Genomic DNA, 16,092 nt, shown 5'->3' with positions numbered 1-16,092 from the left:
TCTAGGGGCGACGCGGGCCGGCTCGGCCGCGTCGGGGCGGTATCGACCGGTGGCGCGGGACGAAGCGGGGATTTATAGACTCGGGACCATGACCGTCGCGTCCACTCCCGAACTCGAAGCCGACCGCCAGTATCTGATCGCCCTGATCCAGGACGAAGCGGTGTTCCACGGCGACTTCACCCTGTCGAGCGGTGCGCAGGCGACGTACTACGTCGACATGCGCAAGCTGACCCTCGACCATCGCGCGGCGCCCTCGATCGGCCGCATCATGCTCGACCTCATCCGCGACGTGGACGGCATCGTCGCCGTCGGCGGTCTCACGCTCGGCGCCGACCCCATCGCCAACGCGGTCATGCACGAGTCGGCGCGCACCCACAAGCCGCTCGACGCCTTCGTGGTGCGCAAGGAGCCCAAGGACCATGGCCGCGGCCGCCAGGTCGAGGGCGCCGATGTCGCGGGCAAGCGCGTGGTCGTCGTCGAAGACACCTCGACCACGGGGCAGTCGGCCCTCAAGGCGGTCGAGGCACTGCGGCGCGAAGGCGCGGAGCCGGTCGCCGTCGCCGTCATCGTCGACCGTAAGACCGGTGCGCAGGCCGCGGTCGAGGCCGAGGGCCTGCAGTGGCTCGCCGCCATCGACCTCGACGACCTCGGACTCGAGCCGCAGTAGCCCCCTCGTCGCACCCGGTCGATCTCGGGGACGACGGACGATTCAGTCGCGTCCCCGGTTGCGCCACCACTGCCACACGAACACGCTGAGCGTGCCGAGGATGGTGATGAACGCGACCCCGAAGAGCAGATTCTGCTCGACCTCACTGATCATGGGCGTCTCCCCTCCGCCGCCTCGGCGACGATGTCCTCGACGGTAGAAGTCAGATGCCCTCGGGCATCTCGGATTCGACCGGCTCGTCGGGCAGCAGATCGGCGACCGAGTCCAGCACCTCGCTGGGCCGGAACGGGTAGCGCTCGATCTCGGCCGGGTCGCTGATGCCCGTGAGGACGAGCACGGTGTGAAGGCCCGCTTCGATGCCGGCGACGATGTCGGTGTCCATGCGGTCGCCGATCATCCCGGTGTTCTCGGAGTGCGCGCCGATCCGGTTGAGGGCCGAGCGGAACATCATCGGGTTGGGCTTGCCCACGACGTAGGGCTCTTTGCCCGTGGCCTTGGTGATGAGGGCCGAGATGGCGCCCGTGGCGGGCAGCACGCCTTCGGTCGACGGGCCGGTCGCGTCGGGATTGGTCGCGATGAAGCGGGCTCCGCGGCCGATGAAGCGGATCGCCTTGGTGATCGCCTCGAACGAGTAGTTGCGGGTCTCGCCCACGACGACGTAGTCGGGGTCGGTCTCGGTCATGATGAACCCGGCCTCGTGCAGCGCGGTGGTCAGCCCCGCCTCGCCGATGACGAACGCGGTGCCGCCCGGCAGCTGCGTCCGCAGGAAGTCGGCGGTCGCCAGCGCCGAGGTCCAGATGGACTCCTCGGGCACGACCAGACCCGAGGCGCGCAGACGGGCGCTGAGGTCGCGTGGGGTGAAGATCGAGTTGTTCGTGAGCACCAGGAACGGTGTGCCGGTGCTGCGCCAGTGCTCGAGCAGCTCGCTCGCTCCGGGGATCGGCGTGTTCTCGTGCACCAGGACGCCGTCCATGTCGGTGAGCCAGCATTCGATCTCGGCGCGCGTCGGCATGCGACCAGACTAGGCCCGGATGCCGGTGGTCCGCCGTTGCGGAACCGCCGACCGGGCGCGGTGCCGCCGTCGTGCGCCGGTGCGGGCGTAGGGTCGGACCGTGGCGCGCGAGCGATGGGACCCCGAGCTGCTCCCCGACCTGTCCGGGCGCTCGTACCTCGTCACCGGGGCCAACGCCGGCCTCGGCTACTTCGCCACCGAGCAGCTCGTGCGCGCCGGAGCCGGGGTCGTCATGACCGGGCGCAGCCCGAACCGCCTCGCGACGGCGCGCGCGGCCCTGCACCGCCGCGTTCCCGACGCCGAACCGTGGCAGATCGAGACCCTGCTGCTCGACACCAGCAACCTCGGATCGGTCCGTGCGGCTGCGGCGACGGCCGGGATGCGCCGGCGTCTGGACGGACTGCTCCTCAACGCCGGGATCGTGCACCCTCCGCGTGAGCGCCGCACCACCGCCGACGGCAACGAGCTCGTCCTCGCCACGAACGTCCTGGGGCACTTCGCGCTCGCCGGGGCTCTGCTGACCACCCTGGCCGCGGGCGGGGGCCGCATGGTGTGGGTCGGGAGCGTGTCGACGTCACTGTGGCGCTACGACCCGATCGACCCGCAGCTCGCCGAGGGGTACACCGCGTGGCGCGCGTACGTGCAGTCGAAGGTCGCCACGACCGCCCTCGGCTTCGCCGCCGACCGGCATCTGCGCGAGGCGGGCGTGGGCGTCTCGAGTGTCGTCGCACACCCGGGCTATGCGATCCGGGGGCGGACCCCCGGCATCCTCGGGGTGAACGAGCCGAGCCGGGGCAAGCGATTCGTCGACAACCTGCAGAGCCCGATCGCGCAGTCGAAGGAGCACGGTGCGTGGCCCCTGGTGCGCGCGCTCGTCGATCCCGCGATCGAGGGCGGCGAGTACTGGGGGCCCCGGTGGGTCACCCACGGCGAGCCGCGACGGCAGACCGCCGCCGCGATCACCCGGGACGACGAGGTCGCCGAACGACTGTGGCACGCCGCCGAAGACGCCACCGGCGTCCGCTGGCCGCTTGCGAAGGCGGCGCGCGTCAGGCGGTGAGCCGGGCGGAAGGGCGTCGAGACGTGTCAGACGCTGAGGTCCGCCGGGCGGGTGCCCGCGTCAGACGGTGAGCCACACCGCGTCGGGTGCCCCGGGCGGGAGCGGGATGTCGGCGTCGCCCAGGCGCAGGGCGCCGGCATCCGTCACGGTGACCTCCGCGCCCACTTCGACGCCGGCGGACTCGACCGCGCGCAGCAACTCGGGGTCGCGGTCGCTCACCCGCAGCACGGTGCCGGTGTGGCCGGGCCGCGCGTCGGCGAGGAGCACGAACGGCACCCGCTGCACGCGGCCCTCGGCGTCGGGGATCGCGTCGCCGTGCGGGTCGAACCGGGGCCGGCCGAGCCGTTCGTCGATGCCCTCGAGCAGCCGGTCGCTGACGGCGTGCTCGAGCACTTCCGCCTCGTCGTGCACCTCGTCCCACGCGTACCCGAACTCGCGCACCAGCCACGTCTCGATCAGGCGGTGGCGCCGGATGGTGGCGGCGGCGCGCCGCTCACCGGCGGCCGTGAGCGAGATCGGTCCGTACGGGCGGTGCGACACCAGCCCCTGCGCGGCGAGCTTGCGCACCATCTCGGTCACGCTCGACGGCGCAAGGCCGAGCGTGGCGGCCAGCTGCGACGGGGTGATCGGATCGCCCTGCCACTCGGTGTGGTGGTAGATCGTCTTGAGGTAGTCGTCGTAGGCGGGAGAAGCCACGGCCCCAGGCTACCGGGCGCTGCGACGCCCGCTCACGCTCCGGTGAGAAGGAGCCACAGCAGGATCGCGTTGAGGGTGATGAGGAAGACGGATGCCGCCACCCCCGCCGCCGTCGTGATGACCCTGTTGCGGTGCCGACCGAGCACGTCCGCCTTGGCGGTGAGGGCCACCAGGGGCACCAGGGCGAAGGGGATGCCGAACGACAGCACGACCTGGCTGAGCACGAGCGCGAGGGTCGGATCGACCCCCGCGGCGAGGATCACGAGCGCGGGGACGAGGGTCACGAGCCGCCGAGCCAGCAGCGGCACCCGCACCTTCAGGAGGCCGTGCATGATCTCGGCCCCGGCGTACGCCCCCACCGACGTCGACGCCAAACCGCTGGCGAGCAGTCCCACCGCGAACAGCGTCGCCACGAGCGGGCCGAGCCCGGCATCCAGGGCGGCATAGGCACCTTCGAGCGAGTCGGTGCCCGGCACGCCTGCGAGGTTGGCGGCGGCCAGCAGCAGGATGCACAGGTTCACCGTGCCCGCGATCGCCATCGCGATCGTGACATCCCAGCGCGTGGCGGTGAGCAGGCGATCGGTCGAGATGCCGCGGAGCTTCTCGAGCGACACCGGGATCCGCGGGCCTGGTCCGGGGTCCTCGGCGCGGGCCGGGGGAGCGAAGCGGTCGCGGCTCAGCGCGCTGTGGGCGTAGATGGCGTGGGGCATGATCGTCGCGCCCAGGATCGACGCGGCGAGCAGCACCGAGTCGGTCCCCTCGAATCGTGGGATCAGGCCGCCGGCGACACCCGCGGCATCCGGCGGGGCGAGGAAGACCCCGAACGTGAACCCGAGCGCGATGATGGCGACCAGGCCGATGACGACGAATTCGAACGTGCGCGGACCTCGCCGGGACTGCACGAGCAGCAGCACGATCGACACCGCGCCGGTGATCACTCCGCCCCACAGCAGGGGGATGTCGAAGAGCAGCCACAGCGCGACCGCGCCGCCGATGACCTCGGCGACATCGGTGGCCATCGCCACGAGTTCGGCCTGGAGCCAGTACGCGCGTCGCGCCCACGGGTTGCGGATGCGGTGCCCCAGCGTCTCGGGCAGGCTCTGGCCGGTGACGATGCCGAGCTTGGCCGACAGGTACTGGATGAGCCAGGCCATGACGTTGCCGATCACGACCACCCACACCAGGAGGTAGCCGTAGCGGGCTCCGGCGGTCATGTTGCTGGCCACGTTGCCGGGGTCGAGGTAGGCCACGCCCGCGACCAGCGCCGGGCCGATCAGCCAGGCCAGCCTCGGGGCCGACGGGGCGCGGCCCGCGAGCGGGGCGGGGGGAGACGCGAGGCAATTTTTCGGCACGCCGAAATGCTAGAGCACTTTTCGGCCGGCCGAAAGATGCGCTCGCGGGTGCGGGGTCAGCGGTCCCGCTGCACCACGAGCACCGTCAGGTCGTCGACACCGCGGTGCGAGCGGGCCAGGCGCGCGGCCTCGTCGACCGCGCCCTGCGGTCCCTCTGCCCGCAGCACCCGGCGAACATGCTCGAACGGGTCTCCGTCGAGCACATCGAGCAGGCCGTCCGAGCAGCACAGCAGGGCGTCCCCGGGGTGGAGCACGGCGAGTGCGGACTCGCGGCCGTCGTCGAACCCCATACCCAGGGGAAGCCCCGTGGAGCGCAGGTAATCCCACGTGTCGTCGGCGCGCAGGATGAACCCGAGGCTATGACCGGCGTCGACGAAGCTGATCTCGCCCGACGCGAGCTCGACGTCGGCGTGGAAGGCGGTGACGAAGACGCCGGTGCCGCCGATGTCGTCCTCGAGAAGCCGGTCGACCTCGCTCACGGCGGCCGCGAGCGGGCGATCCGGTGCGGTGCGCAGCGACGCCCGCACGGCCGAGGCGATGATCGCCGGCCCGATGCCCTTGCCCATGACGTCGGCGAGCGTCACGCGCAGCCGGTCGCCCAGCCGGTACCAGTCGTAGATGTCGCCGCCGATCTGGCCCGCGGCGACCGTGGCGGCGGCCAGCGTGTACCCCGGAGTCTCCGGCATCTCGGCGGGGAGGAGGGCACGCTGCACCAGCGAGGCCTGGTCGATCTGGTCGACCTGCGCGATCTCGGCCTGCACCCACTCGGCGAGGTCGCGCAGCAGCGCGACCTGCGCGTCGTCGAGATGCCGGGGCGTCGTATCGAGGATGCACAGCGTGCCGACGTGCTCGCCGGACGGCGCCTGGATCGGGTGGCCGGCATAGAAGCGCAGGTTGGGGTCTCCGGTGACGAACGGGTTGGTCGAGAAGACGCTGTCGAGCGCGGCATCCTCGACGATGAGCGTGTCGCCCTGGCGCACGGTGACATCGCAGAACGCGCCCTCGCGCGGGGCCTCGTTGCCGCCGAGGCCGATCTGGGACTTTCGCCATTGCCGGTCGCGATCGATCAGGGTGACGCTGACCATCGGCACGCCGAAGGCCTGCTGGGCGATCCGCGTGATGCGGTCGACGCGTTCGTCGGGAGGAGTGTCGAGGATGCCGAGCGCTTCGATGGCGCGCTGACGGTGTTCTTCGGCTGACACGTGCACGACCCCCCGGTGATGAACTCCCCGGCCTTCATCCTACGAGTGCGGCGGGCGCACCCAGGACGCGGCTACCCTGAGGCGGTGACCAGCCCTGCCCGCGACTCGACGGACCCGGCCGCCGACTCCGCGCCCGCGCACGGCGTCGGTCCCTGGCCGGACGGGCCCGAGGACTGGCCGGACGACCCCCGCTACGACCCCGAGCTGCTCGCCCACGGCGACACCCGCAACGTCGCCGACGGGTATCGGTACTGGACGATGGCCGCGATCGTCGCCGACCTCGACGAGCGCCGTCACGGCTTCCACGTCGCGATCGAGAACTGGCAGCACGACATGAACATCGGCTCGATCGTGCGCAGCGCCAATGCCTTCCTCGCCGCCGAAGTGCACATCGTGGGACGCCGCCGGTGGAACCGCCGCGGCGCGATGGTCACCGACCGCTACCAGCACGTGCGACACCACGAGGATGTGGCGGCCTTCGCCGCGTGGGCGGACGCTGAGGGACTCCCGGTGATCGCCATCGACAACGTCGACGGATCGGTCGCGCTGCCCGACGCGGATCTTCCCGAGCGGTGCGTGCTGCTGTTCGGACAGGAGGGACCGGGGCTGTCGCCGGAGGCGCTCGCCGCGGCATCCGCCGTCGTCGAGATCACCCAGTACGGATCGACCCGCTCGATCAACGCCGGAGCGGCCGGCGCGGTGGTCATGTACGAGTGGTGCCGCCGCTGGGCGTGACGCCCCCGCACCGCCCGAGCCCGCTCGCATACGGGGCGCGCGTGACACCGGCGATCCGACGCGCTTCGCGAGGACGGATGCCGCCCGGTCAGGCGCCGGCGGTCATCCACGCGGGCCCCCGCACCCGCCATCCGAGCGTGGCCAGTCGCGCGAGCATGTAGACGCCGAAGAACGCCGCCGCCAACCATGCCAGGCCCGCGGCGCCGGCCGGCGCGAGCACCCCCACGAGCACGAGAGCCGGAGCGAACGGCACCAGGTTCAGCACGCCCGCGACGGCGAGATACTTCGCGTCGCCCGCGCCGATGAGCACGCCGTCCAGCACGAACACCACGCCGCAGACCGGCTGGGCGATCGCCAGCACGATGAGCGCGGGCTGCACGAGGGCCGCCACGGCGGGGTCTCCGGTGAAGGCCAGGCCGATGACACCCGAGAGGGCGGCGACCAGCGCGCCGACGACGACCCCGAACCACGCCCCCCACGCGAGGGTGCGGGCGAGGACTCGTCCGACCAGCGACACATCGCCCGCGCCGAGACCCTTGCCGATGAGCGCCTGAGCTGCGATCGCCAGAGCATCCAGCGCGAACGCGGCCGTGGAGAAGATCGTGAATGCCACCTGCCATCCCGCCAGCTCGTCGGTGCCGAGCCCCGTGGCGACGGCGACGGTGGCGAGGAGGGCGACGCGCAGCGACACCGTGCGCAGGAACAGCCAGCCGCCCGACCGCGCGGACCCGCTCACGCCGTCGCGCTGCGGGCGCACCGAGGCGTCGTGGGTGCGCGCGAGCCGACCCACGACCACCGCGAAGGCGGCGACCATGGCCCACTGCGCGACCACGGTGCCGACCGCCGACCCGGCGATCCCCCAGCCGAAGCCGTAGATGAACAGCCAGTTGAGCAGGGCGTTCGAGCCGAAGCCGAGCCCGGCGATCCACAGCGGCGTCACGGTGTCCTGCAGCCCGCGCAGGAGTCCGGTCGCGGCGAAGACGATCAGCATGGCGGGCAGGCCCCACATCGAGATGCCCAGATACGTCACCGCCTGGGCGGAGACCTCGGGCGGGGCGCCGAACAGTCCGACGAGGAACGGCGTGGTCAGATACCCGACGAGGGCCAGGATGCCGCCGACTCCGAGCGCGAGCCACATCCCGTCGATGCCCACCGACACGGCCTTAGAGGAGTCGCCCGCGCCGAACCGGCGGGCGACGGCGGGTGTCGTCGAGTACGCCAGGAACACCATGAGACCGACGATCGTCTGGAGGACGGCCGAGGCGATGCCGAGGCCGGCGAGCGGGGCCACCCCGAGGTGCCCGACGAGTGCCGAGTCGACGATGAGGAACAGCGGCTCGGCCACGAGCGCTCCGAGCGCCGGTACCGCCAGTCGCAGGATGTCGCGGTTCAGCGAGCCACGGGAGGATCCCGCTCTCACCTCGGTGTCGCGCGCGGCCACGCCGGTTCAGTCGAGATCGACGTCGGCGGCGTTCGCGACCGCGGCCGTCTTGCCGGGCGCGATGCGGCGCACCACGCCGTCGCGGTCCCACGCGCCGTCGACACATCCTTCGGGACATCCACCACCAGCAGTGCGGTGCCGTCGCGATCGGTGAGCGTCGTCATGGAGGATCCTTCCGTCGGGTCACGAGGCTACTCCCGACCGTCGACATCGCAGGCGCATATCCTTGTTCGCATGACCGACACCCCCCGTTCGGGTCTCGCGCTCGAGGAGCTCAGCGCCGACATCCGCCCCCAGGACGACCTGTTCCGCCACGTCAACGGCGCGTGGATCGAACGCACCGACATCCCCGACGACAAGGCTCGCTGGGGCTCGTTCCACCTCATCGCAGAGCAGGCCGAGAAGGACGTCCGCGCGATCGTGGAAGAGACCCGGGATGCCGAGCCCGGAACCGAGTCCCGCAAGATCGGCGACCTGTACACGAGCTTCATGGACACCGGGCGCATCGAGGCGCTCGGCGCCGAGCCCCTGGCGCCGCAGCTGGCGCTGGTGGACGCGGTGGACGACATCCCCTCGTTCCTGCGCACCGTCGGAGCCCTCGAGCGCGACGGCGTGGCGGGCCTCATCCACCTCTACATCGAGCCCGATCCGGGCAACCCCCAGCGCTACGTGCCCTTCTTCATCCAGGGCGGTCTGTCCCTTCCGGACGAGAGCTACTACCGGCTCGACAACTTCGAGGCCACCCGCACCGCGTTCCGCGGCCACGCCGAGCGGATCCTCGCGCTCGCCGGAGTGCCCGACGCCGCCGAGACCGCCGACCGCGTGTTCGCGCTCGAGACCGAGATCGCCTCCCACCATTGGGACAACGTGCGCAGCCGTGACGCCGTCGCCACCTACAACCTCATGTCGTGGGACGACGCGCAGAAGCTCCTCGGAGTCGATCTCACGCCGTGGGCACAGGCGGTCGCACCCCAGCATCCGGATGCCTTCGCCGAGGTCAACGTGTACCAGCCGAGCTTTCTCGAAGGACTCGGCGCGCTTCTGACCGAAGAGCGCCTGGAGAACTGGAAGGCGTGGCTGCGCTTCGCGATCGTGCACGCGTCCGCCGCGTTCCTGTCCGAGGCCTTCGTCGACGAGAACTTCTCGTTCTACGGCACGCAGCTGACCGGCGTGCCGGTCAACCGCGAGCGGTGGAAGCGCGGCGTGAGCCTCGCCGAGGCCGCGCTGGGCGAGGCGATCGGAAAGGTGTACGTCGACCGGCACTTCCCGCCTTCGGCCAAGGTGGCGATGGACGAGCTCGTGGCGAACCTGATCGAGGCGTACCGCCGGTCGATCACCGATCTGGAGTGGATGAGCCCCGAGACCCGTCAGCGTGCGCTGGCCAAGCTCGACGCCTTCACGCCGAAGATCGGCTACCCCGTGAAGTGGAAGGACTACGCCACCCTCGAGGTGGATCCGACGGATCTCGTCGGCAACGTCCGGCGCGCCCACGTCTGGGAGCACGACCGGCAGCTGGGCAAGGTCGGCCAGCCCATCGACCGCGATGAGTGGTACATGACGCCGCAGACCGTCAACGCCTACTACAACCCGCTCATGAACGAGATCGTCTTCCCGGCGGCCATCCTCCAGTACCCGTTCTTCGACGAGACGCGCGACGCCGCCGCCAATTACGGCGGCATCGGTGCCGTGATCGGGCACGAGATCGGTCACGGCTTCGACGACCAGGGCAGCCGCTTCGACGGGGACGGTTCGCTGCGCGACTGGTGGACGGATGCCGACAGGTCGGCGTTCGAGGAGCGCACCGCGTCGCTCATCGCGCAGTTCGACGCGCTCGTTCCGCGCGGACTCGCCGACGAGCACCACGTCAACGGCGCCCTGACCATCGGCGAGAACATCGGAGACCTCGGCGGACTGGGGATCGCCATCAAGGCCTACCGCCTCGCCCTCGAGGTCGCCGGCCAGCCCGCGGAAGGCCCCGAAGTCGACGGCCTCACCGGCATCCAGCGCCTGCTGATCAGCTGGGGGCAGATCTGGCAGCAGAAGGGCCGGGATGCCGAGACCATCCGCCTGCTGACGATCGACCCGCACTCGCCGAACGAGTTCCGCTGCAACCAGATCGTCCGCAACGTCGACGCGTTCTACGACGCATTCGACGTGAAGCCCCAGGATGAGCTGTGGCTGGAGGAGGATGAGCGCGTCACCATCTGGTGACCGCGCGGGTCCGTCCGCGCCGCCCGCGCCGCCCGCGCCGCCCGCGCCGTGAGGGGCTCCCATCCGACGACCCGAACAGCGGAAGGAAGCCCGTGGCCCTGCCACCCGAGCCCCGGAACGATGCCGCGTCGCACCGGGGATCGCGACGCAGCGGCCGCCGCCCTCCACGGCGGGCGGCGGCGGGGCGGCGCACCTTCACCGCCACGCTGAAAGCGCTCGACGATCTCGCCGCGTCGGGCGCGAAGGTCTCGGTCCGCGTCACCGACCTCGACCGGGGGACCACGGTGCTCGCCGGCGACGACTACGTCACCCTGCCGGTGGCGGGACTGGGGGTCGTGCCGCTGCTGATCGAGGTGGCGGCCGGGTTCGAAGAGGGCACGCTGGACCCGCTCGAGATCATCGACCGGACGATCGTCGGGCAGGTCTCAGGCGGCGGCGTGTGGCAGCACCTGCGAGCGCCGGCGCTGCCGCTGACGGACCTCGCCGTGCTGACGGCGGCGGCGGGCGACGAACTGGCGGCGAACGCCCTGCTCTCGCGCGTCGGTCTTCCGGCGGTGCGGGCGCGCCTGGAATCGCTCGGGTGCACCAGTACGGCTCTGCTCGACGGGTTCCGCGATGTCCGCGGGCCCGACGACGCCCCGCACGTCGCGCTCGGCTCGGCACGAGAGCTCTCGCAATTGTTCGCCGCGCTCGTGAACTCGCAGGCTGTCTCTGCCGGCGTCAGCGCCCAGGTCGCAGAGTGGCTGAGCCTCAACCACGACCTCTCGCTCGCGGCGGCCGCGACCGGCCTAGACCCGTTCCGCCACGAGAACGACGAGCACGGTCTGCTGTTCGTCAACAAGACCGGTCGTGACGCCGGCATCCGGGTCGAGGCGGGCGTGCTGGCGGGCCCCCGTGCGGGCGTCGCCTACGCGCTCATCGTGTGCTTCGACGACCTCTCGATCCTCCACCGCGTCCGCGCGCACGAGGCGTTCCGGACGCTCGGGACCGAGCTCATGGAGTACGTCTTCTGAGCCGTCGTTGACGGGGTGGCGCTCATACGGCATATTTACCTATGAACATAGGTAAATGACTTCGCACGAGGGAGTGACGATGGCGGCCACCACGATCGCGAAGATCTTCGATTACCCGCGGAACGCCTGGTACGTCGCGGCGTGGGATCACGAAGTGACCCGCACACCGCTGGCGCGGACGGTCGCCGGACGACCTCTCGCGCTGTACCGCACCGAGGACGGCCGGGCCGTGGCGCTGGCCGACGCGTGCTGGCATCGCCTCGCCCCGCTGTCGATGGGCAAGGTCATCCGCGATGAGATCCAATGCCCGTACCACGGGCTGAGGTACGACCCGGCGGGCCGCTGCACCCACATGCCGGCGCAGGAGACCATCAACCCGAGCGCGACGGTCCCCTCGTTTCCGACGGTCGACCGGTATCGGTACGTGTGGGTGTGGGTGGGCGACCCTTCGGCCGCCGACCCCGACGCCATTCCCGACATGCATCAGATGACCGACCCGGCCTGGACGGGGGACGGCGAGCTGATCCACGCCCCCTGCAACTACCAGCTCGTGCTCGACAACCTGATGGATCTCACGCATGAGGAGTTCGTGCACTCCTCGAGCATCGGGCAGCGCGAACTGAGCGAGGCCGAGTTCATCACCAGCCATACCGAGACCACCGTGACGGTGGAGCGGTGGATGCGCGATATCGAACCTCCGCCGTTCTGGCTCAAGAACATGCGCGACAAGTTCCCCGACTACGACGGGCGGGTGGACCGGTGGCAGATCATCCACTTCGAGGCCCCGTCGACCATCTGCATCGACGTAGGTGTCGCCAAGGCGGGCACCGGGGCGCCCGAGGGGGACCGGAGTCAGGGCGTGAACGGCTACGTCATGAACACGATCACGCCCGAGACCGACCGCACGAGTCTGTACTTCTGGTCGTTCCAGCGGAACTACCGGCTCGACAGCCAGCTGATCACCACGCAGCTGCGCAAGGGCGTGCACGGTGTCTTCGGGGAGGATGAGCGGATGCTGGCGGCGCAGCAGTCCGCGATCGATGCCAACCCCGACTACGAGTTCTACAGCCTGAACATCGATGCCGGCGGAATGTGGGTGCGCCGCATCCTCGATCGCATGCTCGCCGCCGAGGGCCGTTCCTCGGTCGCTCACGCCGTGGAGCGCTGAGGTGGCCGCGTCTCACACCGTGTCGTGGCAGCGAGCCGAGGTCGTCGACTCCCGGCCGGTCGCGGAACGGATCCGCCGCATCGTGCTCTCGCCCGAGGCGCCGCGCCGGATCGAGCCGGGCATGCACGTCGACGTCCGTGTGACGGGCGGGGGTGAGGTTCTCGAGCGGTCGTACTCCGTGGTCGAGCCGGTGGGCGACGACGGCGACTACGCGCTGAGCGTGTTCGACAGCGAGACCTCTCGCGGTGGCGCGCGCGTCATGCATGCGCTCAGGGCCGGGGACGTCATCGATGTCACCGATCCGCGGCAGGACTTCCCCTTCCGCCCGGGGGCACCACGCTACGCCTTTCTCGCGGGCGGGGTCGGCATCACCGCGATCCTCGGGATGGCGCGCGCCGCCCGTCAGCGGCACGCCGACTACCGGGTCGCGTACACCGGACGCCGTCGCGATGCGATGGCCTACCTCGAGGACCTGGCCGCCGAGCACGGCGACCGGCTCGACGTGCACGTCCGTGACGAGGCGACGCCGCTCGACGTCAAGGCCTATGTCGAGAATCTGCCGGCGGGTACCGAGCTTTATCTGTGCGGCCCGATCCGCCTCATGGACGCCGTGCGCCGTGCGTGGGCCGAGGCGGGGCGCCCGGTCACGTCGCTGCGGTTCGAGACGTTCGGCAACAGCGGCTGGTTCGCTCCCGAGCCGTTCGTCGTCGGCATCCCCGCCATCGGAGTGGAGTGTCGGGTCGGGCCCGGCCAGTCGATCCTGGAGGCTCTGGAGGCCGCGGGCGTCGACGCCCTCTCGGACTGCCGGAAGGGCGAGTGCGGCCTCTGCGAGGCGCGGGTGCTCTCACTGCAGGGGACCATCGACCACCGTGACGTCTTCTACAGCGAGCGTCAGCGACACGCGATGACGAAAGTGTGCGTGTGCGTGTCGCGCGTTTCGGCCGAGGGCGGCGGCACCCCGCCGCGCATCGACCTTCAGTTGACCTGAGCGCCCGGGTCAGGTGCCTTCGAGGCTGTCCACGAGCGCGAGCCCGCGGCGTGCCCACGCGATCTCGCCCTCCGCACGTGCGACGAGGCCCTCGTAGGCGAAGCGCTTGAAGGCGATCGTCCGTTCGCGCTCTGCCTCGGGAGTCGCCGCGAGGCGGCGGACCAGCATCGGGTTCGTGACGGACTCGACGCGCTCGAGCTCACCCTGCCACTGGGCCAGCTCGCTCTGCCACTGGGCGATGTGCGCCTGCAGGAACTGACGTGCCGCCTCGGTGGTCGTCGCCTCGAGGTAGGCCGCGCGCAGATGGGCGGGTTCGCGCACCCGCTGATAGTCCAGGGGCTCGGCCATCCAGTCCAGGAACGCGCGGTCGCCGGCCTCGGTCACGTGGTACATCCGGCGGGTGCCGCGCTCGCCCCGGGGCTGCTCCTCGGCTTCGACGAGCCCGAGCTGCTCCATCTTGCGCAGCTCGGGATAGATCTGGGAGTCGGGCGCATGCCAGACATGGCCGACGGACTGGTGGAACTGCTTCTGCAGGTCATAGCCCGAGAGAGGCCCCACCCGCAGGATCGCCAGCAGCGCGTATCGCAGACTCACTCGATCACCTCCCTCCGCCGGCGGCCGTTCTCCAGGTGTGACTCAGAACACGATCGTGTGGTTGCCGTGGCGGATGACACGATCCTGCGCGTGCCACAGCACGGCGCGCGAGAGCACCTGACGCTCCACGTCGGCGCCGCGGCGGGCGAGTTCGGTGGTCGTGTCGGCGTGCGTGACCCGCACCGTGTCCTGCTCGATGATCGGGCCCTCGTCGAGGTCGCCGGTGACGTAGTGCGACGTCGCGCCGATGAGCTTCACGCCGCGCTCCTTGGCCTTCTTGTACGGCTCGGCGCCGATGAAGGCGGGCAGGAACGAGTGGTGGATGTTGATCACCGGCACGCCCAGCTGCGCGAGGAAGTCCGGGGACAGGATCTGCATGTATCGGGCCAGCACCACGAAGTCGACGTTGCCGCGCAGCAGATCGAGGATCTTCGCCTCGGACGCGGACTTGTCGGGCCCGGTCACCGAGGGGACGTGGAAGAAGGGCACGCCGAACGAGCGCACATCCTCAGCCGAGGTGGTGTGGTTCGACACGACCATCGGGATGCTGACCGGCAGGTCGCCGCGGCGGTGGCGCCAGAGCAGATCGAGCAGGCAGTGGTCCTGCTTCGACGCGAGGATCGCCATGCGCTTGGGCACCGACTGGTCGGTGATGGTCCACTCCAGGTCGAACCCGTCGCCGAGGGTGGTCGCCAGGTCCGCTTCGATCTCCGGCAGGGCGGCCGCCAGCTCGGGGCGGTGAAAGACCACGCGCTGGAAGTACGCGCCGCCCGTCGGGTCATCCGAGTACTGGTCGAAGGCGACGATGTTCGCCCGGTGACGGGTGATCAGCGCCGACACCGCGGCGACGATCCCCGGCTGGTCCTTGCCGTGCACGATGAGGCAGGCGTGGTCGGCGAGCAGGTGCGGGGTAGCGGGCATGCATCGATTCTGCCGTGTCCCGACGGATGCCGCCGGTCGCGGCATCCGCTCGTCGCGTCGTGCCGCGGCTCGCCGGCTGGGGGCGCGGCTCGCCGGACGTGCCGCGTGCGCACGCTTCACACCCGTGCGGGATTCTCACGCACGCCGGGGCCGCGTGCGCACGCGGCCCCGTCGGTCGCGACACCCTAGGGGTTCAGACCCGCGCGGGGTCGACGTCGGCGATGCGCGCCGTCGAGGCGCTCGCGCGGTGCCCGCAGATGGCGACGGCGAAGACGAACGCGACCACGAGGCTCAGCACGATCAGCTCGCCGCCGTCCTCGAGAGTTGTGAACGGGGCGTCGAAGACGGGCTGCGGCAGCAGGAGGTGGTGCGCGGCGTCGAGACCGACGCCGACGAGGATGAGCACCGCGAACAAGACCATGAGCAGCCGCGACACGGCGCGGTCCTCAGCGGACGCGCGTCGGTGGGTGAGGAAGACCGCCGCCACCAGGACGATGCCCACCGATTCCATCAGGACGAGTTCGCCGATGTGCTGCGCAGCGGCGCCCCATTCGGGCACGGCGGCCACCATCGCCATGCCGGCGCGTTCGTGCAGCTGGAAGGCGTCGTCGAACAGGAAGTAGCCGCACACGAGTGCCCACGCGCCGTAGACGGCGGTTCGTCGGCGGAAGAAGAGCAGGCCGAGGAGCATGATCGCCCACGTGTTCTTGGCGTACTGGAAGAACTCGCTGTAGCTGCGATCGGCGCCGAGGTCGAAGACGTACTCCTCGGGATGCCCCAGATACTTCATCGACAGATGGAAGAGGATCAGTGCGGCGTCGATGGACAGCAGCATGACCACAAGGCCCGCCGCCGGCCCCCGCCGGGTCCCCAGTCGTTCGGCGACATCGCCGGTTCGTAACCCCACGTGCATTCCCCGTTCACTTCGGGGCTGACGTTACGCCTCACGGCTAAGAACCGTGTAAGACGGGGCCGCGTGCGCACGTTTCACCCGCGTGCGGGATCATCACGCACGCCGGGGCCGCGTGCGCA

The 16,092-nt window shown here is 70.7% G+C and carries 16 protein-coding genes; 7 read left to right on the top strand and 9 right to left on the bottom strand.

Annotated elements, in window-relative coordinates:
- The first annotated feature begins 88 nt into the window (after positions 1 to 88).
- The gene (gene pyrE / locus NFR93_RS09950) at positions 89 to 667 is read left to right on the top strand and encodes an orotate phosphoribosyltransferase (RefSeq protein WP_251452735.1); all 579 of its coding nucleotides are present in this window, start codon (positions 89 to 91) and stop codon (positions 665 to 667) included.
- A 202-nt stretch (positions 668 to 869) separates the two neighbouring features.
- On the opposite strand, the gene NFR93_RS09945 is transcribed toward pyrE, so the two are convergent.
- On the bottom strand, positions 870 to 1,679 hold the full coding sequence (locus tag NFR93_RS09945; RefSeq protein WP_251452733.1) for an HAD-IIA family hydrolase: 810 nt from the start codon (positions 1,677 to 1,679) through the stop codon (positions 870 to 872).
- Positions 1,680 to 1,779: 100 nt separating this feature from the next.
- On the opposite strand from NFR93_RS09945, the gene NFR93_RS09940 reads away from it, so the two are divergent.
- Positions 1,780 to 2,739, top strand: a complete 960-nt coding sequence (locus NFR93_RS09940) for an SDR family NAD(P)-dependent oxidoreductase (protein ID WP_251452730.1) — start codon at positions 1,780 to 1,782, stop codon at positions 2,737 to 2,739.
- A gap of 60 nt (positions 2,740 to 2,799) precedes the next feature.
- Here NFR93_RS09940 and NFR93_RS09935 read toward each other — a convergent pair whose 3' ends face one another.
- The 3 genes from NFR93_RS09935 to NFR93_RS09925 all read right to left on the bottom strand — a co-directional run bounded on the left by NFR93_RS09935 (position 2,800) and on the right by NFR93_RS09925 (position 5,989).
- Positions 2,800 to 3,435, bottom strand: a complete 636-nt coding sequence (locus tag NFR93_RS09935) for a metal-dependent transcriptional regulator (RefSeq protein ID WP_251452719.1) — start codon at positions 3,433 to 3,435, stop codon at positions 2,800 to 2,802.
- A gap of 32 nt (positions 3,436 to 3,467) precedes the next feature.
- Positions 3,468 to 4,721: an Nramp family divalent metal transporter gene (locus NFR93_RS09930; protein WP_251453054.1), complete on the bottom strand. Its 1,254-nt coding sequence runs from the start codon at positions 4,719 to 4,721 to the stop codon at positions 3,468 to 3,470.
- 122 nt (positions 4,722 to 4,843) lie between these two features.
- On the bottom strand, positions 4,844 to 5,989 hold the full coding sequence (locus NFR93_RS09925; RefSeq protein ID WP_251452716.1) for a PP2C family protein-serine/threonine phosphatase: 1,146 nt from the start codon (positions 5,987 to 5,989) through the stop codon (positions 4,844 to 4,846).
- 84 nt (positions 5,990 to 6,073) lie between these two features.
- Between NFR93_RS09925 and NFR93_RS09920 the strand changes: the two genes are divergently transcribed.
- Complete coding sequence (locus tag NFR93_RS09920; protein WP_353049909.1) at positions 6,074 to 6,724, top strand: TrmH family RNA methyltransferase; 651 nt, start codon at positions 6,074 to 6,076, stop codon at positions 6,722 to 6,724.
- Between the two features lie 88 nt (positions 6,725 to 6,812).
- Here NFR93_RS09920 and NFR93_RS09915 read toward each other — a convergent pair whose 3' ends face one another.
- Positions 6,813 to 8,165 carry an MATE family efflux transporter gene (locus NFR93_RS09915; protein WP_251452713.1) on the bottom strand — a complete coding sequence of 451 codons (1,353 nt, stop codon included), beginning with the start codon at positions 8,163 to 8,165 and terminating at the stop codon, positions 6,813 to 6,815.
- Positions 8,141 to 8,329 carry a hypothetical protein gene (locus NFR93_RS09910; RefSeq protein WP_251452710.1) on the bottom strand — a complete coding sequence of 63 codons (189 nt, stop codon included), beginning with the start codon at positions 8,327 to 8,329 and terminating at the stop codon, positions 8,141 to 8,143. Before NFR93_RS09910 ends, NFR93_RS09915 begins: the two co-directional genes overlap by 25 nt.
- Before the next feature lie 70 nt (positions 8,330 to 8,399).
- Between NFR93_RS09910 and NFR93_RS09905 the strand changes: the two genes are divergently transcribed.
- From NFR93_RS09905 to NFR93_RS09890, 4 genes are all read left to right on the top strand, one after another.
- Positions 8,400 to 10,376 carry a M13 family metallopeptidase gene (locus tag NFR93_RS09905; RefSeq protein WP_251452708.1) on the top strand — a complete coding sequence of 659 codons (1,977 nt, stop codon included), beginning with the start codon at positions 8,400 to 8,402 and terminating at the stop codon, positions 10,374 to 10,376.
- 92 nt (positions 10,377 to 10,468) lie between these two features.
- Complete coding sequence (locus tag NFR93_RS09900; protein WP_251452706.1) at positions 10,469 to 11,389, top strand: serine hydrolase; 921 nt, start codon at positions 10,469 to 10,471, stop codon at positions 11,387 to 11,389.
- Positions 11,390 to 11,444: 55 nt separating this feature from the next.
- Positions 11,445 to 12,557 carry an aromatic ring-hydroxylating dioxygenase subunit alpha gene (locus NFR93_RS09895; protein ID WP_251452705.1) on the top strand — a complete coding sequence of 371 codons (1,113 nt, stop codon included), beginning with the start codon at positions 11,445 to 11,447 and terminating at the stop codon, positions 12,555 to 12,557.
- A 1-nt stretch (position 12,558) separates the two neighbouring features.
- Positions 12,559 to 13,545, top strand: a complete 987-nt coding sequence (locus tag NFR93_RS09890) for a PDR/VanB family oxidoreductase (protein ID WP_251452702.1) — start codon at positions 12,559 to 12,561, stop codon at positions 13,543 to 13,545.
- A gap of 9 nt (positions 13,546 to 13,554) precedes the next feature.
- Here the strand turns inward: NFR93_RS09890 and NFR93_RS09885 are convergent, their stop codons facing one another.
- The 3 genes from NFR93_RS09885 to NFR93_RS09875 all read right to left on the bottom strand — a co-directional run bounded on the left by NFR93_RS09885 (position 13,555) and on the right by NFR93_RS09875 (position 15,967).
- A complete protein-coding gene (locus NFR93_RS09885) occupies positions 13,555 to 14,139 on the bottom strand; it encodes a PadR family transcriptional regulator (RefSeq protein WP_251452700.1) in 585 nt (194 codons plus the stop codon).
- Positions 14,140 to 14,181: 42 nt separating this feature from the next.
- Positions 14,182 to 15,060: a formyltetrahydrofolate deformylase gene (purU, locus tag NFR93_RS09880; protein WP_251452698.1), complete on the bottom strand. Its 879-nt coding sequence runs from the start codon at positions 15,058 to 15,060 to the stop codon at positions 14,182 to 14,184.
- Between the two features lie 193 nt (positions 15,061 to 15,253).
- Positions 15,254 to 15,967 (bottom strand): DUF8692 domain-containing protein, encoded by a 714-nt coding sequence (locus NFR93_RS09875; protein WP_251452692.1) that lies wholly within the window; start codon positions 15,965 to 15,967, stop codon positions 15,254 to 15,256.
- Positions 15,968 to 16,092: the final 125 nt, after the last annotated feature.

Source organism: Microbacterium sp. Marseille-Q6648 (assembly GCF_943181415.1).
Lineage (GTDB): Bacteria > Actinomycetota > Actinomycetes > Actinomycetales > Microbacteriaceae > Microbacterium.
The sequence above is the reverse complement of the archived record's forward strand: the minus strand, read 5'-3'. Positions and strand labels throughout refer to the sequence as shown.

Bases quoted from the DNA above. Each gene is read 5' to 3' on its own strand.
- NFR93_RS09910 (WP_251452710.1), bottom strand. From the start codon at position 8,329: ATGACGACGCTCACCGATCGCGACGGCACCGCACTGCTGGTGGTGGAT.
- NFR93_RS09905 (WP_251452708.1), top strand. From the start codon at position 8,400: ATGACCGACACCCCCCGTTCGGGTCTCGCGCTCGAGGAGCTCAGCGCC.
- NFR93_RS09945 (WP_251452733.1), bottom strand. From the start codon at position 1,679: ATGCCGACGCGCGCCGAGATCGAATGCTGGCTCACCGACATGGACGGC.
- NFR93_RS09895 (WP_251452705.1), top strand. From the start codon at position 11,445: ATGACTTCGCACGAGGGAGTGACGATGGCGGCCACCACGATCGCGAAG.
- purU (WP_251452698.1), bottom strand. From the start codon at position 15,060: ATGCCCGCTACCCCGCACCTGCTCGCCGACCACGCCTGCCTCATCGTG.
- pyrE (WP_251452735.1), top strand. From the start codon at position 89: ATGACCGTCGCGTCCACTCCCGAACTCGAAGCCGACCGCCAGTATCTG.